Origin of the sequence: Kitasatospora sp. NPDC002040 (assembly GCF_040296785.1) — a bacterium.
GTDB lineage: Bacteria > Actinomycetota > Actinomycetes > Streptomycetales > Streptomycetaceae > Kitasatospora.
In genome coordinates this window covers 406,041-431,527 of the sequence record NZ_JBEOXV010000002.1, presented here as the reverse complement: position 1 = coordinate 431,527, position 25,487 = coordinate 406,041, and the positions used below count along the sequence as shown (strand labels likewise).

The window sequence follows — 25,487 nt, the reverse complement described above, 5'->3', positions numbered from 1 at the left end:
CGTTCCACCGCTCACGTCTCACGTATGACCAGGGAAAGGCGATCGACCATGTTTGATGCCGAGTCCGACCGGACCACGGCTGCCGGCCAGCAACTGACCGGACTGCCCATGACCGGCGCACAGACCGGCATCTGGCTGGCGCAACAGATCGAGCCCGACAGCTCGGCCTTCCACGTCGCCTACTTCCTGGAACTGCGGGGCGGGTTCGACCTCGACCGCCTGACCGCCTCGGTGCGGCAGGCGGTCGGGGAGGCGGAGTGCCTGCACGTGCGGTTCGAGCCGGGACCGGTCCAACTGGCCGACCCCCGGCCGGTCGAGGTCACGGTGCTCGACCTGCGCGGGCACGCCGACCCGGCGGCCGAGGCGGACCGCTGGACGGCGGCCGAGCGGCTGCGGCCGATCGACCTGGCGGCCGGCCCGCTGCACGCCCAGGTGCTGATCCGGCTCGCCGACGACCGGATCCGGTGGTACCAGCGCTACCACCACATCCTGGTGGACGGCAGCGGGGTGGCGCTGATCACCCGCCGCGCCGCCGCCCTCTACGACGACCCGTCCGCCGCCCCGGTGGACTGGCGGGCCGAGCGGCTGACCGGGGCCGAGCAGGCCTACCGCGGCTCGGCCGGGTACGGGCAGGACCGGGAGTACTGGCAGGCCCGGCTGGCGGGGCGGCCCGAGCCGGTCCGGCTGACCGAGGACGCGAGCGGCCTGGCCGCCGAACTGCCCCGGCTCACCCGCACGGTGCTGCTCGGCGCCGAGCGCACCGCCGCGCTGAAGGCGGCGGCCCGCGCCCTGGGCACCCGGACCTCGCGACTGCTGGTCGCGGCGGTCGCCGCCTACCTGCACCGGCACAGCGGCGAGCGGGACCTGCTGATCGGCCTGCCGGTCGCCGCCCGCTCGGACGCCGCCTCGGCGCAGGTGCCGGGCATGCTCTCCAACATCCTGCCGCTGCGGGTCGCCGTGCAGGGCGGCACCACCCTGGCCGAGCTGGTCGCCGAGGTGGCGGCGGGCATCACCGGCGTGGTGGAGCACGGGCGGTACCGGGCCGAGGAGTTGGCCCGGGAGCTGGGCGGCGGCGCCGGAGTGGCGGCGCTGGCCGGACCGACCGTCAACATCCTCCCGGTCGGGGTCGGTCTGGGCTTCACCGGCCTGGCGCCGGACTTCCACCCGCTCTGGCTCGGCCCGGCGGCCGATGTGGCGATCACCTTCGGCGAGACGCTGAGCGGGGACGACCTCCGGCTGGAGCTGGCCGTCGACCAGGGCCGGTGCGACGCCGGCGCGCTGGCCGGGCACGAGCGGCGGCTGCTGCGGGTGCTGGACGCCCTGAGCGGCGACAGCGCCCGGACCGTGGCGCAGATCGAGCTGCTGGACCAGGACGAACTCGAAGTGCTGCTGGGTGAGTTCGGGGTCTCCCCGGTCGACAGTCCGGAGCTGACCTGGCCCGCCGCGTTCGAGCTGCAGGCCCGGCGGGCACCCGATGCGGTGGCGCTGGTCTGCGAGGACCGGCAGCTCAGCTATGCCGAACTGGACGCTGCCGCGAACCGGTTGGCCCAGCTGCTGCTGGCCCGCGGGGTGGGCCGGGAGGAGCCGGTCGGACTGGCGCTGCCGCGCTCGATCGAGCTGGTGGTGGCGCTGCTCGCGGTGCTCAAGGCCGGCGCCGCGTACCTGCCGCTGGACGCCGACCACCCGCGCGAGCGGATCGCCTACATGCTGGACGACGCGGGGGCCCGGACGGTGCTGAGCACCGAGGCGCTGGCCGCCGAACTCCCGGCCGGGGTCACCGTGCTGACGCTGGACTCGGCCGAGGTGCAGCAGGAGCTGGCCGCGGCTCCGGCGGAGTCGCCCGGGGTGGAGATCACCCTGGACCAGGCCGCGTACGTGATCTACACCTCCGGCTCCACCGGCCGCCCCAAGGGCGTGCTGGTCCCGCACGACGGGATCGGGAGCCTGATCGCCACCGCGACCGAGCGGATCGGGATCGGCCCGGACAGCCGGGTGGTCCAGTTCGCCTCGGTGGGCTTCGACGTGACGGTCTGGGACCTGGTGATGTCGCTCTGCGTCGGCGGCCGGGCGATCCTGGTGCCGAGCGAGCGCCGGGTGGCCGGTGCCGCCCTGACCGACTACATCGCCGAGCACGGCGCCACCCACATGATCCTGCCGCCCTCGCTGGTCTCCGCCCTGCCCGCCGAGTGCGAACTCCCGGACGGCGGCGTGCTGGTGGTCGGCACCGAGGCGGTGCCGAACGAGCTGATCGCCCGCTGGGCCGGCCGCCTCCGGGTGGTGGTGGCCTACGGGCTGACCGAGGCGAGCGTCAACTCCACCCTGTGGACCGCCGAGGCGGGCCGGACCGGCGCGGTGCCGATCGGCCGCCCCGACCCCAACACCCGCTGCTACGTGCTGGATTCGGCCCTGCGACCGGTTGCGGTCGGGGTCGAGGGCGAGCTCTACGTGGCCGGGCGCGGGCTGGCCCGGGGCTACCTGGGGCGTCCCGGACTGACCTCGGAGCGCTTCGTCGCCGACCCGTTCGGCGGGCCGGGGGAGCGGATGTACCGCACCGGCGACCGGGTCCGCTGGGGCGGCGACGGGAACCTGGAGTTCCTCGGCCGGGCCGACGGCCAGGTCAAGATCCGGGGCCACCGGATCGAACCGGGCGAGATCGAGAGCGCCTTCATGGCCTGCCCCGGCATCGCCCAGGCCGCCGTGCTGATCCGGGAGGACCACCGGGGCGCCAAGCGCCTGGTCGGCTACCTGGTCGGCACCCCGGCGGACGTCGCGGCGGCCCGGGCCAGGGTGGCGGGCGAGCTGCCCGAGCACATGGTGCCGACCGCCGTGGTGGTCCGGGAGCTGCCGCTGCCGCTGACCCCGAACGGCAAGCTGGACGCGCGCGCCCTGCCGGACCCGGACTGGACGGCCGGCGCCACCGCCGAGGAGCCGCGCACCCCGGTCGAGGCGGTGCTGGCCGCGCTGTTCGGCGAGGTGCTGGCGCTGCCCCCGGTGGGTGTGCACGACAGCTTCTTCGAGCTGGGCGGCGACAGCATCGTGGCCATCCGGCTGGTCAACTCGGCCCGCGAGGCCGGGATCTCGATCACCCCGAAGGACGTCTTCCGGCTCCGTACGGTGGCCGCGCTGGCCGCCGCCGCAGGTGGGCCCGCGGCCGCGCCCGTCGCGGCGGTGGAGCTGGACCCGGAGGCGCTGCCGGTCTCGCCACTGCAGGAAGGATTCTTCTTCCTCGCGCAGGCCGGCCAGGACCGGTACGTGGTGCAGGAGCTGCTGGAACTGGCGGGCGAGGTGGACGCCGAGCGGCTGCGCCGCGCCGTCCAGTCCCTGCTCGACCGGCACCCGCTGCTGCGGGCCGGATTCCGGCAGCTGCCCGACGGCCGGGTGGTGCAGCGGCTCGCCGAGCGGGCCGAACTGCCCTGGCGCGAGACCGCGGTGGGGGCGGAAGGGATCGAGCCGGTGCTGGCCGCGGACCGGGCGACCGGCTTCGACCTGGCCGTGCCCCCGCTGCTGCGGGCCACCCTGCTCCGGGAGAGCGGCCGGACCAGGCTGCTGCTGACGCTGCACCACATCGTCGCCGACGGCTGGTCGGTGTCGCTGCTGCTGCGGGACCTGGTGGCCGCCTACCGGGGCACCGCCCTGCCGCCCGCCGCCGCCCCCGAGGCGTACCTGGCCTGGCTGGCCGGCCGGGACCGGGAGGGCGCCCGGGCGGCCTGGCGCGAGGCGCTGGCCGGTCTGGAGCCGACCCTGCTGGTGCCCGCCCCGACCGGCGACGGCGACGGCGCCCCGGGCAACGTGGACGTCCGGTTGCCGGCTGCGCTGACCGCCGAGCTGGCGGCGTTCGCCCGGGCCCGGGGGCTCACCCTGAGCACCGTGCTGCACGGCGCCTGGGCGGTGCTGCTCGGCGCGCTGACCAACCGGGACGACGTGGCCTTCGGCAGCACCGTCTCCGGCCGCACCACCGAGGTGGCCGGGAGCGCCGACACGGTCGGACTCTTCATCAACACCGTCCCGGCCCGGGTCGGGCTGCGCCCGGACGAGTCGCTCGGCGCCCTGCTGGCCCGGCTCCAGCACGAGCAGGCCGGGCTGCTGGAGCACCAGCACCTGGGCCTGGCGGAGATCCAGCGGCTGGCCGGCGGCGGTGAACTCTTCGACACCCTGCTGGTGTTCGAGAACTACCCGAGCGAGGGCCTGCCCGCCGCGCCCGGCGACCCGCTGCGGATCACCGGCGCCGAGGTGCGGGACACCGTGCACTACCCGCTGGCCCTGATCGTCCAGCCGGGGGAGCAGCTGGAGCTCCGGTTCAAGCACGACGGCGAGCGGATCACCCAGGCCGACACCGCCGTGCTGGCGGCCCGCTTCACCGCGCTGCTGGAGACGCTCGCCACCGACCCCGAGCGCCCGCTCGCCGGGCTCGCCCTGCTCTCGCTCCGCGAGCGGGAGCAGCTGGCCGTCCTCAACTCCACCGAGCAGCCCGTGCCCGCGCGCACCCTGGTCGAGGCGATCGCCGCGCAGACCGCGCGCACCCCGGACGCCACCGCCGTGGTGGCCCCGGACGGAACCCTGAGCTACGCCGAACTCGACCGGAGAGCCGAGGAGTTGGCCGACCGGCTGCGGAGCAGGGGCGCGGGCCCGGAGCGCTATGTCGCGGTCGCGGTACCGCGCTCGGCCGAGCTGATGGTCGCGCTGCTGGGTGTGCTCAAGTCCGGCGCCGCGTACCAGCCGATCGACCCGGACCACCCGGCCGAGCGGATCGCCGGGATGCTCGCTGACTCCGGCGCCCGCACCGTGGTGACCACCGGCGCGGCCGCCGGGGCGCTGCCCGTACCCGAAGGGGTGGAGCAGCTGCTGGTGGAGCGCACCGAGCAGCTCCCGCCGCAGCCCGGCCCCGCCGCCGGGCCCGACCACCCGGCCTACCTGATCCACACCTCCGGCTCCACCGGCCGCCCCAAGGGCGTGGTGGTCACCCACCGGGCGATCGCCAACCGGCTGGCCTGGATGCAGGACCAGTACGGACTGACCGACCGGGACCGGGTGCTGCAGAAGACCCCTGCCTCCTTCGACGTCTCGGTCTGGGAGTTCTTCTGGGCGCTGTGCGAGGGCGCGACCGTGGTGCTGGCCCGGCCCGAGGGCCACAAGGACCCGCTCTACCTGGCCGAGTTGATCCGGACCGAGCGGATCACCACGCTGCACTTCGTCCCCTCGATGCTGGCCGCCTTCACCGGCGCCGTGCGCGGCACCGACTGGGCCGCCAGCCTGGTGCGGGCCTTCGCCAGCGGCGAGGCGCTCAGCGGTGAGGCCGCGCGCGGCTGGGAGCAGGTCTCCGGCGGAGTGCCGCTGTTCAACCTGTACGGCCCGACCGAGGCGGCCGTCGACGTCACCCACCACCGGGCCGGGGCCGGCCCGGGTGCGGTGCCGATCGGCCACCCGGTCTGGAACACCCGCCTGCACGTGCTGGACACCTTCCTGCGGCAGGTCCCCGACGGAGTGCCCGGCGAGCTGTACCTGGCCGGCGTCCAGCTGGCCCGGGGCTACCTGGGCCGGGCCGGGCTGACCGCCGAGCGCTTCGTCGCCGACCCGTTCGGCGGCCCGGGGGAGCGGATGTACCGCACCGGCGACCTGGTCCGGCGCCGCCCCGACGGTGCGCTCGAGTACCTGGGCCGGACGGACCGCCAGGTCAAGATCCGGGGCCACCGGATCGAGCTCGGCGAGATCGAGGCCGCGCTCGGCGCCCTGCCCGGCGTGGCCAGGGCCGCCGTGATCGCCCGGGGCGGGGCACTGCTCGGCTACGCCGTCCCCGCCACCCTGGACGGCGCCGCACTGCGCACCGCCCTGGCCGGGGTGCTGCCCGCCCAGCTGGTGCCCAACGCCGTGCTGACGCTGCCCGAGCTGCCCCTGACGCTCAGTGGGAAGCTCGACCAGAACGCCCTGCCCGGCCCCGCCCAGCAGGCCGCCACCGCCACCCGCGAGCCCGCTGACGACCGCGAGCGCGGCCTGTGCCGGATCTTCGCCACCGTCCTCGGCCTGCCCGGAGTCGGGCCGGACGACGACTTCTTCGTGCTCGGCGGCGACAGCATCAGCTCGATCGCGGTCGCCACCCGGGCCCGCGAGCTCGGCCTGGCGATCGGCCCGCGCGAGGTCTTCACCGCCCGTACGCCCGCCGCCCTCGCGGCGCTGGCCCCCGAACCGGAGCACCTCCCCACCGTGAGCGAACCCACCCACGTCACCGTCGCCGCCGACGAGGCCGGCCAGGCGGCCGCCGCACTCCAGGCCCTGCTGGCCCGACAGGGCAGCGCCGACCCGGCGTTGCAGGCGCTGCTGGCCAAACTCACCGCCGCCGCCCCGGCGCCGCCCGCCCCGCTGCTGGAGCTGACCGGCGCGGAGCGGGACCGGGTCGAGCAGACCGCGGGCCGGGCCCTGGCCGAGGTGTGGCCGCTCTCGCCGCTCCAGGAGGGCATGTACTTCCACGCCACCTACGACAGCGGCGACGCCCTCGACGTCTACCTCTCCCAGGAGACGCTGCAGCTGGACCACCGGCTGGACGCCGACCGGCTGCGCGCCGCCTGCCGCACCCTGCTGGAGCGCAACCCCAGCCTGCGGGCCGGCTTCACCGCCGACGGCGTGCCGGGACCGGTGCAGTTCGTGGTCGAGGGCGCCGAGATCCCGCTCACGGTGGCCGAGTTGGACGGGGACGCGGAGGAGGAGCGGATCGCCGAGCTGCTGGCCGCCGACCGCCGCCGCCGGTTCGACCTGACCGCCCCGCCGCTGTGCCGGCTGCTGCTGGTCCGCCGGGCCGACGGGCGGGACCTGCTGGTGGTCACCCACCACCTGATCGTCTGGGACGGCTGGTCCGCCTGGCTGTTCCTGGAGGAGCTGTTCACCCTCTACGAGCGCTCCGGCGACGCCACCGGCCTCCCGCCCGCGGGCTCCTACCGGGACTACCTGAGCTGGCTGGCCGGGCAGGACGGCGACCGCGCGCTCGGCGCCTGGCGGCAGGCGCTGGCCGGCCTGGACGAGCCCACCCTGACCGCCCCCGGCGGCCGGGACGCGGGCCCGGTGATCCCGGTCGACCTGGACGCGGTGCTCCCGCTGGAGACCAGCGACCGGCTGCGCACCGCGATGCGCGGCCACGGCCTGACCCTCAACACCCTGCTCAACGCCGCCTGGGGCCTGGTGCTCTCGGCCACCACCGGCCGCTCCGACGTGGTGTTCGGCACCGCCGTGGCCGGCCGCCCGGCCGAGGTGCCCGAAGTGGCCGGAATCATCGGCATGTTCCTCAACACGGTGCCCACCCGGATCGCCTTCGCCCCCGGCGAGCCGGTGCTCGACCTGCTCCGCCGGATCCAGGCCGAGCGGGCCGAGGTGATGCCGTACGAGTACGTCGGCCTCGGCGCGATCCAGCAGGAGACCGGCCACCGCCGCCTGTTCGACACCCTCTTCGTGCTCCGCTCGGCGGACGGCGAGGACCGGGCCGCCGAACTGCGCAGCCGGCACGGCATCACCGGCGTCACCAACGTGGACGGCACGCACTTCCCGCTCACCCTGATCGTCACCCCCGAGGCCCGGCTGCGGATCACCCTGGCCGCCCGCCCCGACCTGTTCGACCCGGCGGCGGCCGCCACCGTGCTGGCCCGTTTCACCGCCGTGCTGGAGCGCCTGGCCGAGGACCTGGCCGCCCCGACCGCCTCGGTCGGCCTGCTGCTGCCCGCCGAGCACACCGACTGGTCCGGCTCCCGGGAGCCGCTGCCGGACGAGACGGTGGCCGATCTGCTGGCCGCCCGGGCCGCCGCCGATCCGGCCGCCACCGCGCTGGTGTTCGGCGAACGCAGGCTCAGCTACGCCGAGTTGGACGGCGAGATCAACCGGCTGGCCCGGCTGCTGCTGGCCCAGGGGGCCGGCCCCGAGCAGGTGGTCGCGCTCGCCCTGCCGCGCTCGGTGGAGATGGTGGTGGCCCTGTTCGCGGTCCTGCGCACCGGCGCCGCCTACCTGCCGCTGGACCTGGACCACCCGGCCGAGCGGCTGCGCCTGATGATCGAGGACACCGGCCCGCTCTGCCTGCTCTCCACCACCGCCGTCGCACCCGGCCTGCCCGGCGCCCGGGCCGAACTCCTGCTGGACGACCCGGTGGTGACCGCCGCCCTGGCCGCGCTGCCGGACGGACCGGTCACCGACGCCGAGCGCCCCGCCTTCGCGCACGGCCTGCCCGGCCGCTTGGAGCACCCGGCATACGTCATCTACACCTCGGGCTCCACCGGCCGTCCCAAGGGCGTGGTCACCCCCTACCGGGGCCTGACCAACATGCAGCTCAACCACCAGCGCGAGGTGTTCGACCCCGCCATCGCCGCGGCCGGCGGCCGGCGGCTGCGGATCGCGCACACCGTCTCGTTCGCCTTCGACATGTCCTGGGAGGAGCTGCTCTGGCTGGTCGAGGGCCACGAGGTGCACATCTGCGACGAGGAGCTGCGCCGGGACGCCGAGGCGCTGGTCGCCTACTGCGACGCGCACGCGGTGGACGTGGTCAACGTGACCCCCACCTACGCCGAACTGCTGGTCGAGCACGGCCTGTTGGACGGGCACCGGCCCGCGCTGGTGCTGCTCGGCGGCGAGGCGGTGCCGGACCGGCTCTGGCACCTGCTGCGGGAGACCGACGGCACCTACGGCTACAACCTGTACGGCCCGACCGAGTACACCATCAACACCCTCGGCGGCTCGACCGCCGAGAGCCCGGACTCCACCGTCGGCCGGGCGATCCGCAACACCCGCGCGTACCTGCTGGACGCCATGCTGCGCCCGGTGCCGCCCGGCACGCCCGGTGAGCTGTACATCGCCGGCACCGGTCTGGCCCGGGGGTACCACGACCGGCCCGGCCTGACCGCGAGCCGCTTCGTCGCGGACCCGTTCGGCGCGCCGGGGGAGCGGATGTACCGCACCGGCGACCTGGTCCGGCAGCGGCCCGACGGCCTGCTGGACTTCCTCGGCCGGACCGACGACCAGGTGAAGATCCGCGGCTACCGGATCGAACCGGCCGAGATCGCCTCGGTGTTGGGCACCCACCCGGGCGTCGCCCACGCCGCCGTGGTGGTGGCCGAGGGCAAGCGGCTGGTCGGCTACGCGGTGCCGACCGGCGCCGTGCCCACCGTGGAGCAGCTGCGCGAGCACCTCAAGGCCGCGCTGCCGGACTACATGGTGCCCAGCGCCCTGGTGCTGATCGACGCCCTACCGCTGACCGTCAACGGCAAGCTGGACGTCCGCGCCCTGCCCGCGCCCGACCTGTCCGGCCCGGCGGCCGGCCGGGCCCCGCGCACCCCGCAGGAGGAGGCGCTGTGCGCGCTGTTCGCCGAGGTGCTCGGCCGGCCCGAGGGCAGTGTCGGCATCGACGCCGACTTCTTCGAGCTCGGCGGCCACTCGCTGCTGGCCACCCGGCTGATCGGCCGGGCCAGGACGGTGCTCTCCGCCGGGCTGGCGATCCGCGACCTGTTCGAGGCGCCCACCGTGGCCGAACTGGTGCACCGGGCCACCGGCGGCAGCGCCCGCCCGGCCCTGGTGGCGGCGGACCGCCCGGCCGAACTGCCGCTCTCCTACGCCCAGCAGCGCCTGTGGGTGATCCAGCAGCTGGAGGGGACCTCGGCCGCCTACAACTTCCCGCTGGTGCTGCGGCTGCGCGGCTCGTTCGACCTGGCCGCCTGGGCAGCCGCGCTGGCCGATGTGACGGACCGGCACGAGGCGCTGCGCACCGTCTTCACCGAACGCGAGGGCACGGTGCTCCAGCAGGTGCGGCCGGCCGGGCAGGCCCGGCCGGAGGTGGCGGTGCTCGCCGTCACCGAGGCGGAGCTCACCGACGCGGTGGCCGCCGCGGTCGGCCGCCCGTTCGACCTGGCCCGTGAACTCCCGCTCCGCACGACGGTGCTGGAGCTCGGACCGGAGGACCACGTGGTGGTCCTGCTGCTGCACCACATCACCACCGACGAGTGGTCGGACCGCCCGTTCCTGCGCGACCTGGCCACCGCCTACGCGGCCCGCCGGGCCGACACCGCCCCGGCCTGGGAGCCGCTGCCGGTGCAGTACGCCGACTACGCGCTCTGGCAGCAGCGCCTGCTCGGCGACCCGGCCGACCCGGCCAGCCCGGTGAACGCCCAACTCGCCTACTGGAAGCAGACCCTGGCGGGCGCACCGGAGGAGCTGGAGCTGCCCACCGACCGGGCCCGCCCGGCCCGCCCGAGCTTCGCCGGGGCCGACCTGGACCTCCGCTTCGACGCCGGGGCCCACCAGGGCCTGCGGGCGCTGGCCAAGGAGCACGGCGCCAGCATGTTCATGGTGCTGCACGCGGCCGTGGCCGCCCTGCTGCACCGGCTCGGGGCCGGCACCGACCTGCCGCTCGGCTCGCCGATCGCGGGCCGGGACGAGGAGGCGCTGGACGAGCTGGTCGGCTTCTTCGTCAACACCCTGGTGCTGCGCACCGACCTCTCCGGCGACCCGGGCTTCACCGAGCTGCTGGCCCGGGTCAGGGCCACCGACCTGGCCGCCTTCTCGCACGCCGACGTGCCGTTCGAGCAGGTGGTGGAGGCGCTCAACCCGACCCGCTCGCTGGCCCGCAACCCGCTGTTCCAGGTGATGGTCGGCTACCACGCCCGCACCGAGGGGCAGTGGACCCTGGACGGCCTGGTGCCCGAGTACCTGGCGCACGAGACCCGCACCGCCAAGTTCGACCTGGTGTTCAGCTTCACCGAGCAGCTCGGCGCGGACGAGTCGCTGCACTGCCGGCTCGAGTACGCCACCGAGCTGTTCGACCGGGAGACCGTCGAGGGGCTGGCCGAGCGGCTGCGGCTGCTGGTCGCCGCCGTGCTCGCCGACCCGGCCGCCCCGATCTCCCGGGCCGACGTGCTCGCCGAGGGCGAACGGGAGCTGGTGCTGCACGCGTTCAACGACACCGCCCGCGCGGTGGACGAGCTGACCTTCCCCGCCCTGTTCGCCGCCCGCCTGGCCGAACGGCCGGACGCGGTCGCGGTGGTGGAGCGCTCCCGGTCCGTCAGCTACGCCCAGCTGGACGCCAGGGCGGACCGGATCGCCCACCTGCTGGCGGCCCGGGGTGTACGGGCCGAGAGCGTGGTCGGCGTGGCGGTGCCCCGCTCGGTCGACATGGTCGCCACCGTGCTGGCCGTGCTCAGGCTCGGCGCCGCCTTCCTGCCGCTCGACCTGGTGCACCCGGCCGACCGGCTGGCCTACATGATCGAGGACTCCGGCGCGGTCCTGGTGGTCGGCACCGAGCCGGTGGCCGGGAAGATCCCGCCGACCGCCCCGGTGCTGCTGCTGGACGACCCGGCCGGCGCGGCCGAACTGGCCGCCGCCCCGACCGGGAGGGCCCCGGTGGAGATCGCCCTGGACCAGGCCGCCTACGTCATCTACACCTCGGGCTCCACCGGCCGCCCCAAGGGCGTGCTGCTCCCGCACGAGGGCATCGCCAGCCTGGTCGCCACCGCCGTGGACCGGATGGGCCTGGGCCGGGACAGCCGGGTGCTCCAGTTCGCCTCGATCGGCTTCGACGTGTTCGCGTTCGAGCTGGCGATGGCGCTCTGCCACGGCGGCCGACTGGTGCTGATCCCGGACGAGGCCCGGGTGGCGGGCCCCGCGCTGACCGACTTCCTCGGCGCGCAGCGGATCTCGCACATGATCCTGCCGCCCTCGCTGGTCTCCGCCCTGCCGCCCGGCTGCGAACTCCCCGAGGGCTCGACCATCCTGGTCGGCACCGAGACCGTGCCGCCGGACCTGATCGACCGCTGGTCCGCCACGGTCGACCTGATCGCCGCGTACGGACTCACCGAAGCCACCGTCAACTCCACCCTCTGGCCCACCCGGGAGGCGGCCGGCCGCCGGACCGGCCTGGTGCCGATCGGCGCACCCGACCCCAACACCCGCTGCTACGTGCTGGACGACGGCCTGCGCCCGGTCCCGCCCGGCGTGGCCGGCGAGCTGTACGTGGCCGGGCGCGGGCTGGCCCGGGGCTACCTCGGCAAGCCGGGGATGACCGCGAGCCGCTTCGTCGCCGACCCGTTCAGCGACCGGCCCGGGGCCAGGATGTACCGCACCGGCGACCGGGCCCGCTGGCGCCGGGACGGCAACCTGGACTTCCTCGGCCGGGTCGACACCCAGGTCAAGATCCGCGGCTTCCGGATCGAACTCGGCGAGATCGAGGCCGCGTTGGCCACCCACCCGACGGTGGCCCAGGCCGCCGTCCTGCCCGACCGCCGGGGCGACATCGTCCGCCTGATCGGCTACGCGGTGCCCGCCGACGGCCGGGTGCCCGAGGGCGAGGAGCTGCGCGCCCACGTGGCTGCGGTGCTGCCCGAGTACATGGTCCCGGCCGGGCTGGTGGTGCTGGACGGACCGCTGCCGCTCACCCCGAACGGCAAGCTCGACCGCGCCGCGCTGCCGGTGCCCGACTGGTCCGCACTGACCGGCGACGACCGGCCGGCCACGCCGGTCCAGCAGCAGGTGGCCGAACTGTTCTGCCAGATCCTGGAGCTGCCCAAGGTAGGGGTGCACGACAACTTCTTCGCGCTCGGCGGGCACTCGATGGCCTCGATGCGGCTGATCGGCCGGCTGCGGGCCGAATTCGGGGTCGAGCTGAGCATCCGGGACGTCTTCGACGCCCTGACCGTCGCCGGGGTCGCCGCCAAGCTGGACGGTGCCGCCACGGCCCGCCCGGCGCTGCGGCCCACCGGCTCCGACGGGCCGGTGCCGCTGGCACCCGTCCAGCAGTGGCACCGCGCCGAGCACCGGAACCACGGCGGCTGGGACCACGCCCTGGTACTGCGCTCGCCCGGCGGGCTCGACCCGCTGGCACTGGCCGCCGCGCTCGGGGACGTGGCCGAGCGGCACGAGCCGCTGCGCACCGTACTCACCGACATCCACCAACTCCCGGGCGAGCCCGGCCTGCTGGCGGTCGAGACCTGCACCGATCTGGACGGCCGGCTGGCCGAACTGGCCGCCGGGACGGTCGACCTGGCCGTCCGGCCGCCGCTGGCGGCCCGGCTGCTGACCGGACCCGACGGGGCGCAGGCGGTACTGCTGACGATGCACTACCTCGGCGTCGACGAGTGGTCCGTGGTCCCGCTGTTCCGCGACCTCACCAGCGCCTACACCGCCCGCCTCGGCGGTGCGGCCCCCGACTGGGCGCCGCTGCCGGTGCGGTACCGCGACTACACCCGCTGGGCGCACGAACTGCTCGGCGACCCGGCCGACCCGGAGAGCCGGGCGCACGCCCAACTCGCCTACTGGCGGCAGGCGCTGCGCGACGTACCGGCCCGGCTGGCGCTGCCCGCCGACCGCCCCCGCCCGCCGGCGCCGAGCCGCCGGGGCGACTACGTGGGCTTCACCCTGGACCGGCGCCTGCACACGGCCGTGGACCGGCTGGCCCGGGAGACCGGCACCAGCATGTTCATGGTGCTGCACTCGGCCCTGGCCGCGCTGCTCACCGCCCACGGCGCGGGCACCGACCTGCCGATCGGCACCCTGGTGGCCGGGCGCACCGACGACCAACTGGCCGATCTGGTGGGCTGCTTCTTCAACACCGTGGTGCTGCGCACCGACACCGGCGGGGACCCGGGCTTCGCCGAGCTGCTCGGCCGGGTCCGGGAGACCACGCTGGCGGCGCTGGACCGCCAGGAGGTCCCGTTCGCCGAGGTGGCCCGCGCCACCGACCTGGGCGGCCGGGCCCCTCAGGTGATGGTGATCCACCACGAGCAGGCCCGGCTGGACCGGCTGGAGGGCGGGGTGGGGTCCCTGGACGCCGTCCCGACCGGCTGGACCGGCGCCGAACTGACGCTCAGCTTCTACGAGCCGCGCGACGGCGGCGAGGTGCACTGCGGCCTGATCCACGCCACCGACCTGCTCGGCCGGGCCAAGGCCGAGCAGCTGGCCCGGGAGCTGCAGAACCTGCTCTGCGCCGCCGTCGCCAACCCCGAGCTGCCGCTCACCGTACTCGCCGCCCTGATGACCACCGACACCTGCAACTGACCCACGAGGAGCCACCCCTGATGAGCACCAACCCGTTCGAGGACCCGCAGGCCGCCTTCCAGGTCCTGGTCAACCACGAGCACCAGCACTCCCTCTGGCCCACCTTCACCCCGCCGCCGGCGGGCTGGACCCCGGCCTTCGGCCCGGCCGACCGGGACGCCTGCCTGGAGTACGTCGAGACCCACTGGACCGACCTCCGCCCGGCCGGCCTGCGCTGACCGGCTGATCCGACCCGTCGGCCCCCACCGTCCGAACTGCGACGGCGGGGGCCGACGCCGCTCCGGGGAACGGCAGTTGAACGCCGGACACCGAACCGGTGCAGGGCGGGCGCGGACGGCCCGGTCGCGCGCTGACGGCCCGTAGCATCCGGCCGTGGGGAACTCGGTGAATTCATGGGGGCGGACGGCCGCCTGCGCAATCCTGCTGTACGCGGCGGCGGCCTGTGCCGCGCCGGCGCCGCTGATCGACCCGGCCGAGCAACAGGCGGCCCCGGCTCAGACGGCCCCGGCCGTCCCGCCGGCTGCCGCGCCCGCCGCCGCGCCGGCCCAGGCGGTGCCGAGCAGCGCCGCCGCCCCGGCCTCGGCGCAGCCCCAGGCGCGCAGCACCACCCCGCCCCGGCGCTGCACCGCCGCCGACCTGTCGGCGTTGGGCCTGGCCGGCGGACGGGGGGCTCCCGGTGCCTGGGAGGACTTCACCGTCACGGTCAGCCTGCACAACAACTCGCCGTCGAGCTGCCGACTGCGGGGCTGGCCGGGGATCAGCACGTACGGCGACACCACGGTGAACACGTGCGCCAAGGGGGACCTGACCCCGGGCTGCGGGATGATGGTGAGCACGACCGTTCCGCGCACCATGACGGTCGAGCCCCCCGATCCGGCCACGGTGACGGACGTCGACCTCGTGCCGGGCGGGAACACGGTCTTCGGCCTGCACTACCGCAACCCCTTCGGCCCCCGCTGCGAGGGCGGGCGGCTGTGGACGGCACCGTACGGCGGCGAGATCCGGATTCCCGGTGACCCGAAGACCGTGCCGCTGCTGCCGTTCCCGAACACCCAGGCCTGCGACGGCCTGTTCCGGGTCACCGCGTTCGGCGTGCCGGGCTGAGAGACAGCGCCGCCCGCCCGGTGAGTACCGGGCGGGCGGCGCTGTTGCTGCTCAGCCGGTGGTGACGCGGCTGTCGGCCCAGGCCGACCAGAGCTCGGCGTAGCGGCCCCCGGCGGCGACCAGCTCCTGGTGGCTGCCGGTCTCCACCACCCGGCCCCGGTCCAGCACCACGATCCGGTCGGCGCTCGCGGCCTGGGTCAGCCGGTGCGCCACCACCAGTCCGGTCCGGCCGGCCAGCGCGCCGGCGGCGGCGGCCTCCAGCTCCCGGGCGCCCGCGCTGCCGGCGTCGGCGGTGGCCTCGTCCAGGATCGCCACCGGGGGGTCGGTCAGCACCAGCCGGGCCAGCGCCAGGTGCTGCGCCTGAGCCACCGTCAGGCGGTGCCCGCCCTCGCCGACCACGGTGTCCAGGCCCTCGGGCAGTGCGGCCACCCAGTCCTGGGCGCCGACCCGCTCCAGCGCCGCGCGCAGCTCGGCGTCGTCGGCCTCCGGCCGGGCCAGCCGCAGGTCGTCCGCCAGCGGACCGGCGAAGACGTGCACCTCCTGGCTGATCAGCGCGACCGTCCGCCGGGTGCCCGCCGGGCCGAGCGCCGCGGTGTCCGCGCCGCCGAGCCGGACGGTGCCCTCGGCCGCCCGGTGCACCCCGGAGACCAGCTTGGCCAGCGTGGTCTTGCCCGCGCCGCTGGCACCGACCAGGGCGACCCGCTCGCCGTCCCGGACCGTCAGCGAGACGTCGTGCAGCACCGGGTGGCCCGGCCGGTAGGCGTGGCCGAGCCCGGCCACCTCGACCGAGCCGTCCAGCGCGGTGGCGGGCTCGGCCGGCTCCGCCTCGACCGGGAGCGCGCTCAGGCCGACCAGCCGGGCCAGGCTGGCCCCGGCCGACTGGGCGTCGTCGATCAGCACCAGGGCGGCGTTGATCGGGTTGAACAGGCTGTGGAAGTACAGCGCGGCGGCGGTCGCGGTGCCGATGCTCACCGAGCCGTCGTCGACCAGCAGGAAGCCGACCACCAGCACCGAGGAGAGGCCGATGAACTCGGCCAGGTTGAGCCGGGAGAAGAAGCCGGTCACCAGCCGGATGCCGCGCAGCGAGAGGTCCACCGCGGCCTGCGAGCGCTGCTCCACCAGGCCGACGTGGCGGTCCGTCAGCCGGAAGGCGCGCACCGTACGGGCGCCGCCGACACTGTCCAGCAGCTGCTGCTGGAGCGCGCCGGTGGCCACCCGCTGCTCCGCGTACACCGGGATCGCCCGGCCCAGGTACCAGCGCAGGGTGAACACGTGCACCGGCGCCGCCACCAGCACGGCGGCGGCGAACCGCCAGTCCAGCACGGCCAGGGCGCCCAGGGTCAGCACGATGGTGAGGGCCGAGCGGGCGAACTCGGGCAGTGCCTGCCGGACGGTGCGGGCGATCAGCGCGACGTCCCCGGTGACCCGGGAGGTGAGGTCGCCGACCCCGGCCGCCTCGACCCGCTCCAGCGGGAGCCGCAGCGCCCGCTCGACGAACTGCTCGCGGATCGAGGCCAGCAGGGTCTCGCCGAGCCGGGCCACCAGGGCGCTGCCGATCGCGGTGGCGCCCCCGCGTCCGAGGGCGACCAGGACCAGCAGGACCAGCGGCAGGGTCAGCGCGCCCGTCCCGGCCTTCCGGTCGACCAGGTCGACCAGGTGGCCCAGCAGCGGGGCGGTGAGCAGGCCGATGCCGGTGCCGAGCAGCAGCACCGTCAGGGCGGCTGCGGTCAGGCCGCGCTGACGGCGCAGCAGGCCGCGCAGCACGGCCAGCGTCTCGGCGCCGGTGGCGGTGGGCAGCAGCTCGCGCTCGGTGGCGGGCATCGGGGTGTCCTCATCGATGGTGGCGGCGGTGGAGGCGGTCATGCGAGCACGACCGAGCGGTACGAGGCGTCGGCGGCGAGCTCGTGGTGCGGGCCGTCGGCGGTGACCACGCCCTGTTCCAGCACCACCACCCGGTCGGCCAGTGCCAGCAGGGCGGGGCTGGTGGTGACCAGCACGGTGGTGCGGCCCCGGCGGGCGGTTCGCAGGCGCTCGGCGATCCGGGACTCGGTCACGGTGTCGACGGCGGTGGTCGGGTCGTGCACCACCAGCACCGGCGGTTCGGCCGCCAATGCCCGGGCCAGGGCGACGCGTTGGCGCTGGCCGCCGGAGAGCGAGCTGCCGCCGGCGTCTAGTGCGGTGTCCAGGCCCTGCGGCAGTGCCTCGGCCACCTCGTCGACCGCGGCGGCGGTGATCGCGGCCGCCTGCGCGGCGGGGGAGGCGGCGGGCACGTTCTCCCGCAGGGTGCCCTCGAACAGGTCGGCGTCGTGGTGGGCGACCAGCACCGCCGCCCGGAGCTCGGTCGGGTCGAGCGCGGTCAGGTCGGTGCCGTCGAGTTCGACCGTGCCCCGCTCGGGGTCGGTCTCGCGGCCCAGGCAGAGCAGCAGGTCGGCGGCGGCCGCCGGGTCCCTGGCGACCACGCCGACCAGCGAACCGGCCGCGATCTCCAGGTCGAGCCCGCGCAGCGCACCGTGGTGCACGCCGCGCAGCCGCAGGGCGCCGAGCGGGTCGGCGACGCTGCCGGTGCCGGTCGCCACGGCGGCCGGCGCGGCCAGCACCGAGGCGATCCGTCCGGCCGAGGCCCGGCCCTGGGCGAACTCGCCGTTGACGTAGGTGAGCAGTTGGAACGGGCCGAGCAGGAACTGGGCCAGCCCGACCGCCGCGACCAGCTCGCCGACGCTGATCGAGCCGTTCATCGCCAGCACCGCGCCGACCAGCGCGATCAGCACGATGAAGACGCCGGTCAGGGCGAGGATCGCACCGTCGTGCCAGGACCGGCTGCGGGCGGCCCGCAGGGCGGCGGCCAGCGAGTCCTGACTGGTCGTCCGGTAGCGGGCGACGGCGGCGGACTCGGCGCCGATGCCCTTGAGCACCCGCAGGCCGGCCACCAGGTCCGCGGCGATGCCGCCGGCCTGCGCGGCCCGCTCCTGCTCGACGCCGCTGCGCCGCTCCAGCGGCATGCTGATCCTGTGGCCGAGCCAGAGCAGTGGCGGGATGCCGAGCAGCACCAGCAGGCCGAGCGGGACCGAGATGCGCAGCAGCAGCACGGCGCTGACGGTCAGTCCGGCCACCGCCGCGACGCCGTACGGGAGCACGGTGGCGACCCCGCCGACCCGCTTGGCGTCCCCGGTGGCGATACCGGCCAGGGCGCCGGCCAGCCGGCCGGTGTCGGCGCCGCCGCGCGGGTCGAGCACCCGGGTGGCGAGCTCCGACCGCAGCCGGTGGGCGGCCTGTTCGCCCGCGCGTTCGCCGACCCGGGCGCCGGTGCGGTAGCAGGTGGAGAGCACCAGGAAGAGCACCGCGAGCACGAGCAGCCAGCGCAGCAGGGCCGAGCCGTCGCCGGTGGCCACCGCGCGGTCGATCACCACGCCGATCACCACGGGTACCAGGGCCTCGCAGGCCTGATGGGTCATGCCGAGCAGAGCGGCGCCGGTGACGAGCCGGCGTTGGCCGCCGATCGCCCGGCGGAGGACGTCGCCCCCCGTAGGTCCTCCTGTGCGCATGCGGTGTCCCTTCACGGAGGTGTCCTGGATTGAGTTAGGTAAGGCTACTCTTACTCTGCAAGAGCGCGCCGGGCCGGTCGCGGTGACGGATCGTCAGTGGATCGGTCCGGGTGTTGACCTCTCGCGAATAGCTAGGTTAGCCTTACCTAACTATGAATGTCGAACCATTGGCCCCGCGGACCGCAGGGCCGCGCGGACGGGTGCTCGGGCTGGCCGTGGTGCTCGCCGTCCTGGTCCTGCTCTCGCTGCTGAGCGTCTGGGTCGGCACCCGGGACATCCCGTTCAGCGCCACCTGGCGGGTGCTCTGGCACCCCGACGGCTCCAACGCCTCGGTGGTGATCCACGACTACCGCATCCCCCGCACCCTGCTCGCCCTGCTGGTCGGCGCCGCGCTCGGCCTCTCCGGCGCCCTGATGCAGGCCCTCACCCGCAACCCGCTGGCCGACCCCGGGCTGCTCGGCGTCAGCCTCGGCGCCTCCACCGGCGTGGTGGTGGCGATCGGCTTCCTCGGGGTCGGCACCGTGCTCGGCTACGTCTGGTTCGCCTTCCTCGGCGCCGCCGCCGCCTCGGTCGCGGTCTACCTGCTCGGCTCCTCCGGCCGCCGGCTCGCCACCCCGGAACGGCTGGTGGTCGCGGGAGCCGCGCTGACCGCGGTGCTCTACGCCTTCGACTCGGCCGTCCTGCTGCTCGATCCGGAGACCTTCGACGAGTTCCGGTTCTGGACCGTCGGCTCGCTGGCCGGTCGCAACTACGACGTGCTCCGGGTGGTCCTGCCGTTCATCCTGACCGGCACCGTGCTCGCCCTCGCCCTGGCCCGTTCGCTGAACGCCCTCGGCATGGGCGACCAGGTCGGCCGGGCCCTCGGGGTCGACGTCGGCCGCACCCGGGTGCTCGGCGCCGTCGCCGTGATGCTGCTGTGCGGCGCCGCCACCGCCGCTGCCGGCCCGATCGCCTTCCTGGGCCTGGCGGTTCCGCACGTCGCCCGCTTCGTGGCCGGCCCCGACCAGCGCTGGGTGCTGGCCTACTCCGCCCTGCTCGCCCCGACCCTGCTGGTCGGCTCCGACGTGGCCGGCCGGGTCCTCGGCGCCCCCGGCGAGGTCCAGGTCGGCATCGTCACCGCCGTCCTCGGCGGCCCGCTCTTCCTGGCCCTGTGCCGCCGTCGAAAGCTGGTGATGCTGTGAAGGTGGTCAGCGGGGTCGTGCTGCGCGCGGGCTCCTGGTCGGTCCGGGTGTCGCCCCGGGCAGCCGGGCTGAGCGGGGTGCTGGTGCTGCTGCTGGTCGTGGTGAGCGGGCTCGCGCTGGCGGTCGGGGAGGTGCGGTTGACGGTCGGTGAGGTGGTCGGCGCACTGACCGGCGAGGGCGGTGGGGCGGACTTCATCGTCAACACGCTGCGGCTGCCCAGGCTGCTGCTGGCGCTGCTGGTCGGGGCGGCGCTCGCGGTCAGCGGCGGGATCCTGCAGAGCCTGACCGGCAACGCGCTCGGCAGCCCCGACATCATCGGCCTGACCAACGGCGCCGCGACCGGGGCGCTGCTGGCCATCATCGTCCTGCACGGCAGCATGACCCAGATCGCCGTCGGCGCCCTGGTCGGCGGCCTGGCCACCGCGCTGCTGGTCTACCTGCTGGCGTTCGGACGCGGCCTCGGCGGCTTCCGGCTGGTGGTGATCGGGATCGGGGTGAGCGCGATCCTGCTCGCCGTCAACTCCTACCTGATCACCCGGGCCACCCTCCAGGAGGCGCTGGCCGCACAGACCTGGCTGATCGGCAGCCTGAACAACCGGGGCTGGCCGCAGGTGGGTTCGGTGGCCGTGGCGCTGGCCGTGCTGCTCCCGCTCGCGTTCTGGTACGGCCGGCGGCTCGGGATGCTGGAGCTCGGCGACGACACCGCCAGGGCGCTCGGCCTGCCGGTCGGCGGCACCCGGCTGGTCCTGCTGGTGCTGAGCGTCGGCCTGGCCGCCGTCGGCACCGCCGCCACCGGGCCGATCTGGTTCGTCGCGCTGGCCGCACCCCAGCTGTCCCGGCGGCTGCTGCGCAGCGCCGGTGCGGGCCTGCTGCCCGCTGCCCTGACGGGCGCCGTCCTGCTGGCCGTGAGCGACTTCGCGGTGCAGCGGATCTTCTCGCCCGCACTGCTCCCGGTCGGCGTCGCGACCGGCACCATCGGCGGGCTGTACCTGAGCTGGCTGCTGGTCAGCGAATCGCGAAAGAGCCGCGCATGACTGTCACTTCAGAGATCTCAGAGGCACCGCCGACCACGGGGCCGGCCCGGCTCCGGGCCGAGGGCCTCACCCTCTCCTACGACCGGCGGACGGTGGCCGAGTCGCTCGGCCTGACCATCCCCGACCACTCCTTCACCGTGATCATCGGCCCGAACGCCTGCGGCAAGTCCACCCTGCTCAAGGCGCTGGCCCGGATGATCCGCCCGACCGCGGGGACGGTCTACCTGGACGGAGCCGCGATCGCCTCCTACCGCTCGCGCGAGGTGGCCCGGCGGCTCGGCCTGCTGCCGCAGTCCTCCAGCGCGCCGAACGGCATCACCGTCGGCGACCTGGTGGCCCGGGGCCGCTACCCGCACCAGCGCTTCCTGCGGCAGTGGTCCACCGAGGACGAGCAGGCGGTCGCCGAGGCGATGCGGCAGACCGGCGTGCTGGAGCTGGCCGACCGCCCGGTGGACGACCTGTCGGGCGGGCAGCGCCAACGGGTCTGGCTGGCCATGGTGCTGGCCCAGCAGACCTCGATCCTGCTGCTGGACGAACCGACCACCTTCCTGGACATCTCGCACCAGTTCGACGTGCTCGACCTCTGCGCCGATCTGCACGAGCAGCGCGGCCACACCGTGGTCGCCGTCCTGCACGACCTCAACCAGGCCTGCCGGTACGCCACCCACCTGGTGGTGATGCGGGCCGGCGGCGAGATCGTGGCCGAGGGCGCCCCGGCCGCGGTGGTCACGGCCGAACTGGTCGAGGACGTCTTCGGCCTGGCCTGCCGGGTGGTCGAGGACCCGGAGTCCGGCACCCCGATGGTGGTCCGCGCCGCCCGGCGTCCGGGCGGGCGGTCGACCGGATGACCCGGCTGCTCGGTCTGACGACCTATCTGATGTCCAGCACCGGCCGCACCGCCCGGGCCAGCCTGGCGGCCAGCGTGGCGCGGCGTGGCCTGCGGCTGTGGCACGTGGCCGTGCTGGAGGCCCTGGTCGCCGCCGGCTCGCTCTCCAAGGGCGAACTGGCCGCCCGGCTGGACATCAACCCGAGCGACATCGTCAAGGTGGTCGAGGACCTCGGCGGCGAGGGCTACCTCGCCTGCACCCGGTCGGCCCGGGACCGCCGCCGGATAGACGTCTCGGTGACCCCGGCCGGGCGGGCCCTGCTGGCCGAGCTGGCCGAGGAGCTGACCGCCGTGGAGGAGGACGTGCTGGCCCCGCTCACCGACGACGAACGGGTCCAACTGGCCAGCCTGCTCGGCCGGTTGTCCTGACAGTTCGGCCAGGGCGCCCCGCTCTCAGCGGAAGCTGGAGCTGCGGACCGGCCCGGCCGAGCGGATCCGGTCCCGGGCGCCGGTGAGCCAACTGCCGTCCACCCGGCGGGCGAAGGCGGTCAGCGCCTGCTCCGGGTCGGCCGGGGTCTCGCCGTCGCCCTGGTCCGGCTCGGCCCCGGCGGCCAGGATCGCGTCGGCCAGCTGCTCGGCCGAGCGCCGGTCGCCCGACGCCTGGTCCGGCTCCCCGTCCTCGGCCACGTGCACCCCCGACTCCCAAGGAGCGACCGCCACTTGGGCCAGCAGGGTGCAGATGTCGGCGGAGACGGCCGGGGTGTCGGTCCAGCAGGTGGCGTGCTCGAACAGGATCTCGCCGTCCGCGCGCTCCAGGAGCTGCGCCACCAGCTCGGGCTCGCACGCGTTCAGGTCGTACGCCACCACGAGCACGTCCGGCGTCCCGGCCCGGTACGGCGCGGCGGGCAGGCCGAGCAGCCGGGCCGCCGCCAGGCCGAGCGCCTGGCTGCCCCGGTCCGGCAGCAGGGCGACCGAGGCGGGCTTGCGGTCGGTGGCGGCCAGCACCGCCCGCAGCCGCTCCAGCCCGTACCGGCAGGAGTCGAAGCTGTCGTGCAGGTAGGCCCAGCGGCCGGTCATCCCGGCCCGGAAGCCGTACGGCGACAGCGTGGTGAGCAGGCCGCCGGTCAGGGTGTAGTGCCAGCCGCGCAGGTCCTCGGTGTCGGCGGGGACGGCGTCGGCGGCCCGGGCCAGCGTGCGGCGGATCCGGTCGGCGGGCTCGCGCCAGTCCTGGTCGGGCTCGCCGAGGCCGTCGAAGACCTGGCGGGCCAGGTCGAGCCGGCCGTCCATCACGGCGTTGTGGACCAGCAGGTAGCGGTCCGGCCAGTCCGCCATCAGCCGGTCGTGCTGCTGGAGCACGGTGACCGCCTCCGCGTGCTGCTGCCCGTCCTCCAGGGCGACGGCCAGCTCCAGCAGGACCTGCCGGGGGGTCGGCACGGAGCTGCGGCGGCTGAACAGCCGTCGGCGCGGCGGCGCGTCCAGGCTCAGCGCCAGCGCCTGCCGCAGCGCGGGAACGGCGAGCTGGGAGGCCCCGCGGTCGATGCAGGCGTACGCGTACTCGTACAGCTCACCGATCCCGTCGGGGCCGGAGGCCAGCTGCGCCGCCGCCTCGGCCAGGTCGTCGAACCCGACCGTCCGGGCGAGCCGCTCCACCAGCGGTGCGAGCTCGGTGGCGGGCAGGCCGTCGGCCACGGTCCGCAGCACGCGCATCGCACCCTGCGGATCGCCGGAGTCCACCAGGCTTCGGGCCTCGGCCAGTTCGGGGTTCACGCAGCTCCTCCTGGGGGCGGGTCGGGTGCCACGGCCCGGGGCGTCCGCCGGCACCTCCGACGGTCGTGGTCAGGCTCGATCATCGCCACCGTCCCGCTCGCAGGCAAACGGATTGCGGCCGGTCGGGGGGAACGCCGAGGACGTCCTCTCTGTCGGGTTCCGAGGTCCGTAGTACCCGGTCCGCAGGCACGCGCGCGGGGCGGGTATGGGAAAGTCTTTACCAATCATTGACTTTTGATCCGAGGAGGGGCCCGCCATGACCGGTCCGCGGTTGCGTTCCACCCCACTGCCCGGGATCGGGGTGCAGTACGACCTGACGACCCGTGAGCACCGCCAGCTCTCGGTGATCGCCCACCGGGACGGCTCGCGCAGCCTGAACGCCTACCGGGCCGACGACCCGGACGCCTGCGCACTCGCGCTCCACCTGACCGGCCCGGAGGCGGCCGCCGTCGCGGACGCGCTGATGCCCGCGCACCACAACCCCGGCCTGCTGCACACCACCGACCTCGGCCTGGTGGCCGAGCGCATCCCGCTCGGGGCGGCCTCCCGGTGGAACGGCAGGCTGCTGGGCGAGACCCGGCTGCGGACGGCCACCGGCGCATCGATCGTCGCGGTGCTGCGCCGGACCGACGCGATCCCCTCGCCGACGCCGGACTTCCGGCTGGCCGGGGGCGACACGCTGATCGTGATCGGCACCCGCGAGGGCGTCGACACCGCCGCCGCGATCCTGGAAAGGGAGTGAGCGCCGGTGCACACGGCCACCACCTTCATCGAACTCGGCGGCATCATCCTGGTGCTGGGCCTGCTCGGCCGGCTGGCCGGCCGCTACCAGCAGTCCCCGATACCGCTCTACCTGCTCGGCGGGCTGGCCTTCGGGCACGGCGGCCTGCTGCCGCTGAGCCACAGTGAGGAGTTCGTCGCCACCGGCGCCGAGATCGGCGTGATCCTGCTGCTGCTGATGCTCGGCCTGGAGTACACCGCGACCGACCTGGTCACCAACCTGAAGACCCAGTACCCCGCCGGGATCGTGGACTTCGCGCTGAACGCGCTCCCCGGCGCGGGCATGGCGCTGCTGCTCGGCTGGGGACCGGTGGCCGCCGTGGTGCTGGCGGGTGTCACCTGGATCTCCTCGTCCGGGGTGATCGCCAAGGTGCTGGGCGACCTCGGGCGCCTCGGCAACCGGGAGACGCCGGTGATCCTCAGCATCCTGGTGCTGGAGGACCTGGCGATGGCGGTCTACCTGCCCATCCTGACCGCCCTGCTGGCGGGCGTCGGCCTGGTCGCCGGGAGCATCACGCTGGCGGTGGCGCTCGCCACGGCGGGCGCGGTGCTGTTCGTCGCGCTCCGGTACGGGCGGCTGATCTCACGCTTCGTCAGCCACGACGACCCGGAGAAGCTGCTGCTGGTCGTCCTCGGCCTGACCCTGCTGGTGGCCGGCCTCGCTCAGCAGCTCCAGGTCTCGGCGGCGGTGGGCGCGTTCCTGGTCGGCATCGCCCTCTCGGGCGAGGCGGCGGAGGGGGCGCACACGCTGCTCAGCCCGCTGCGGGACCTGTTCGCGGCGGTGTTCTTCGTCTTCTTCGGGCTGAACACCGACCCGGCGAGCATTCCGCCGGTGCTGCTCCCGGCGGCCGCGCTGGCCGTGGTGACGATGCTGACCAAGGTGGCCACCGGTTACTGGGCGGCCCGCCGGGCCGGGATCGGGGCCCGGGGCCGCTGGCGGGCCGGTGGCGCGCTGGTGGCCCGGGGCGAGTTCTCGATCGTCATCGCGGGCCTCGCGGTCACGGCCGGGATCGAACCCGAGCTCGGCCCGCTGGCGACCGCCTACGTTCTCCTGCTCGTCATCCTCGGGCCGCTCGCGGCCCGTTGGATGGAGCCGATCGCGAGTCGGCTGACCCGGCGACAGGTCGTCGCGCTGCCGCAGCAGGCGGCCGGCGAGGCGGAGTTGCCCGCAGTGGTGACGGCTCGCACCACAGACAGGTAAGGTAAGCCTTACCTGATCGACTCCGGTCGGTCCACGTCGGGTTTT

The 25,487-nt window shown here is 75.2% G+C and carries 12 protein-coding genes; 9 read left to right on the top strand and 3 right to left on the bottom strand.

Annotated features, from left to right (window positions below; genetic code table 11):
- Nucleotides 1-48 precede the first annotated feature (48 nt).
- The 3 genes from ABT118_RS07260 (at nt 49) to ABT118_RS07250 (ending at nt 15,111) form a co-directional block, all read left to right on the top strand.
- The gene (locus ABT118_RS07260; protein WP_350645584.1) at nt 49-14,007 is read left to right on the top strand and encodes a non-ribosomal peptide synthetase; all 13,959 of its coding nucleotides are present in this window, start codon (nt 49-51) and stop codon (nt 14,005-14,007) included.
- Between the two features lie 20 nt (nt 14,008-14,027).
- Nucleotides 14,028-14,225, top strand: a complete 198-nt coding sequence (locus ABT118_RS07255) for an MbtH family protein (RefSeq protein ID WP_350645583.1) — start codon at nt 14,028-14,030, stop codon at nt 14,223-14,225.
- 166 nt (nt 14,226-14,391) lie between these two features.
- Nucleotides 14,392-15,111, top strand: a complete 720-nt coding sequence (locus ABT118_RS07250) for a DUF4232 domain-containing protein (protein WP_350645582.1) — start codon at nt 14,392-14,394, stop codon at nt 15,109-15,111.
- 51 nt (nt 15,112-15,162) lie between these two features.
- On the opposite strand, the gene ABT118_RS07245 is transcribed toward ABT118_RS07250, so the two are convergent.
- Both ABT118_RS07245 and ABT118_RS07240 read right to left on the bottom strand, forming a co-directional pair.
- On the bottom strand, nt 15,163-16,974 hold the full coding sequence (locus ABT118_RS07245) for an ABC transporter ATP-binding protein (RefSeq protein ID WP_350645581.1): 1,812 nt from the start codon (nt 16,972-16,974) through the stop codon (nt 15,163-15,165).
- Entirely contained in the window at nt 16,971-18,653 is a 1,683-nt protein-coding gene (locus tag ABT118_RS07240) for an ABC transporter transmembrane domain-containing protein (protein WP_350645580.1), read from the bottom strand. The genes ABT118_RS07245 and ABT118_RS07240 overlap by 4 nt, the downstream gene beginning before the upstream one ends.
- Nucleotides 18,654-18,805: 152 nt before the next feature.
- Between ABT118_RS07240 and ABT118_RS07235 the strand changes: the two genes are divergently transcribed.
- Genes ABT118_RS07235 through ABT118_RS07220 form a run of 4 tightly spaced genes read left to right on the top strand, consistent with a single transcriptional unit; the run spans nt 18,806 to nt 22,123 of the window.
- Nucleotides 18,806-19,834 carry a FecCD family ABC transporter permease gene (locus ABT118_RS07235; protein WP_350645579.1) on the top strand — a complete coding sequence of 343 codons (1,029 nt, stop codon included), beginning with the start codon at nt 18,806-18,808 and terminating at the stop codon, nt 19,832-19,834.
- Between the two features lie 2 nt (nt 19,835-19,836).
- Nucleotides 19,837-20,868 (top strand): FecCD family ABC transporter permease, encoded by a 1,032-nt coding sequence (locus ABT118_RS07230; protein WP_350645577.1) that lies wholly within the window; start codon nt 19,837-19,839, stop codon nt 20,866-20,868.
- Complete coding sequence (locus tag ABT118_RS07225; protein WP_350645575.1) at nt 20,865-21,716, top strand: ABC transporter ATP-binding protein; 852 nt, start codon at nt 20,865-20,867, stop codon at nt 21,714-21,716. The genes ABT118_RS07230 and ABT118_RS07225 overlap by 4 nt, the downstream gene beginning before the upstream one ends.
- Nucleotides 21,713-22,123, top strand: a complete 411-nt coding sequence (locus tag ABT118_RS07220) for a MarR family winged helix-turn-helix transcriptional regulator (RefSeq protein WP_350645573.1) — start codon at nt 21,713-21,715, stop codon at nt 22,121-22,123. Before ABT118_RS07225 ends, ABT118_RS07220 begins: the two co-directional genes overlap by 4 nt.
- A 24-nt stretch (nt 22,124-22,147) precedes the next feature.
- Here the strand turns inward: ABT118_RS07220 and ABT118_RS07215 are convergent, their stop codons facing one another.
- Nucleotides 22,148-23,461, bottom strand: a complete 1,314-nt coding sequence (locus ABT118_RS07215; protein WP_350645571.1) for a tetratricopeptide repeat protein — start codon at nt 23,459-23,461, stop codon at nt 22,148-22,150.
- A 256-nt stretch (nt 23,462-23,717) separates the two neighbouring features.
- Between ABT118_RS07215 and ABT118_RS07210 the strand changes: the two genes are divergently transcribed.
- Nucleotides 23,718-24,203 carry a cation:proton antiporter regulatory subunit gene (locus tag ABT118_RS07210; protein WP_350645569.1) on the top strand — a complete coding sequence of 162 codons (486 nt, stop codon included), beginning with the start codon at nt 23,718-23,720 and terminating at the stop codon, nt 24,201-24,203.
- Nucleotides 24,204-24,209: 6 nt separating this feature from the next.
- Nucleotides 24,210-25,442 (top strand): cation:proton antiporter, encoded by a 1,233-nt coding sequence (locus tag ABT118_RS07205; protein WP_350645567.1) that lies wholly within the window; start codon nt 24,210-24,212, stop codon nt 25,440-25,442.
- Nucleotides 25,443-25,487 lie beyond the last annotated feature (45 nt).

Bases quoted from the DNA above. Each gene is read 5' to 3' on its own strand.
- ABT118_RS07240 (WP_350645580.1), bottom strand. From the start codon at position 18,653: ATGCGCACAGGAGGACCTACGGGGGGCGACGTCCTCCGCCGGGCGATC.
- ABT118_RS07255 (WP_350645583.1), top strand. From the start codon at position 14,028: ATGAGCACCAACCCGTTCGAGGACCCGCAGGCCGCCTTCCAGGTCCTG.
- ABT118_RS07245 (WP_350645581.1), bottom strand. From the start codon at position 16,974: ATGACCGCCTCCACCGCCGCCACCATCGATGAGGACACCCCGATGCCC.
- ABT118_RS07260 (WP_350645584.1), top strand. From the start codon at position 49: ATGTTTGATGCCGAGTCCGACCGGACCACGGCTGCCGGCCAGCAACTG.
- ABT118_RS07220 (WP_350645573.1), top strand. From the start codon at position 21,713: ATGACCCGGCTGCTCGGTCTGACGACCTATCTGATGTCCAGCACCGGC.
- ABT118_RS07225 (WP_350645575.1), top strand. From the start codon at position 20,865: ATGACTGTCACTTCAGAGATCTCAGAGGCACCGCCGACCACGGGGCCG.
- ABT118_RS07235 (WP_350645579.1), top strand. From the start codon at position 18,806: ATGAATGTCGAACCATTGGCCCCGCGGACCGCAGGGCCGCGCGGACGG.
- ABT118_RS07210 (WP_350645569.1), top strand. From the start codon at position 23,718: ATGACCGGTCCGCGGTTGCGTTCCACCCCACTGCCCGGGATCGGGGTG.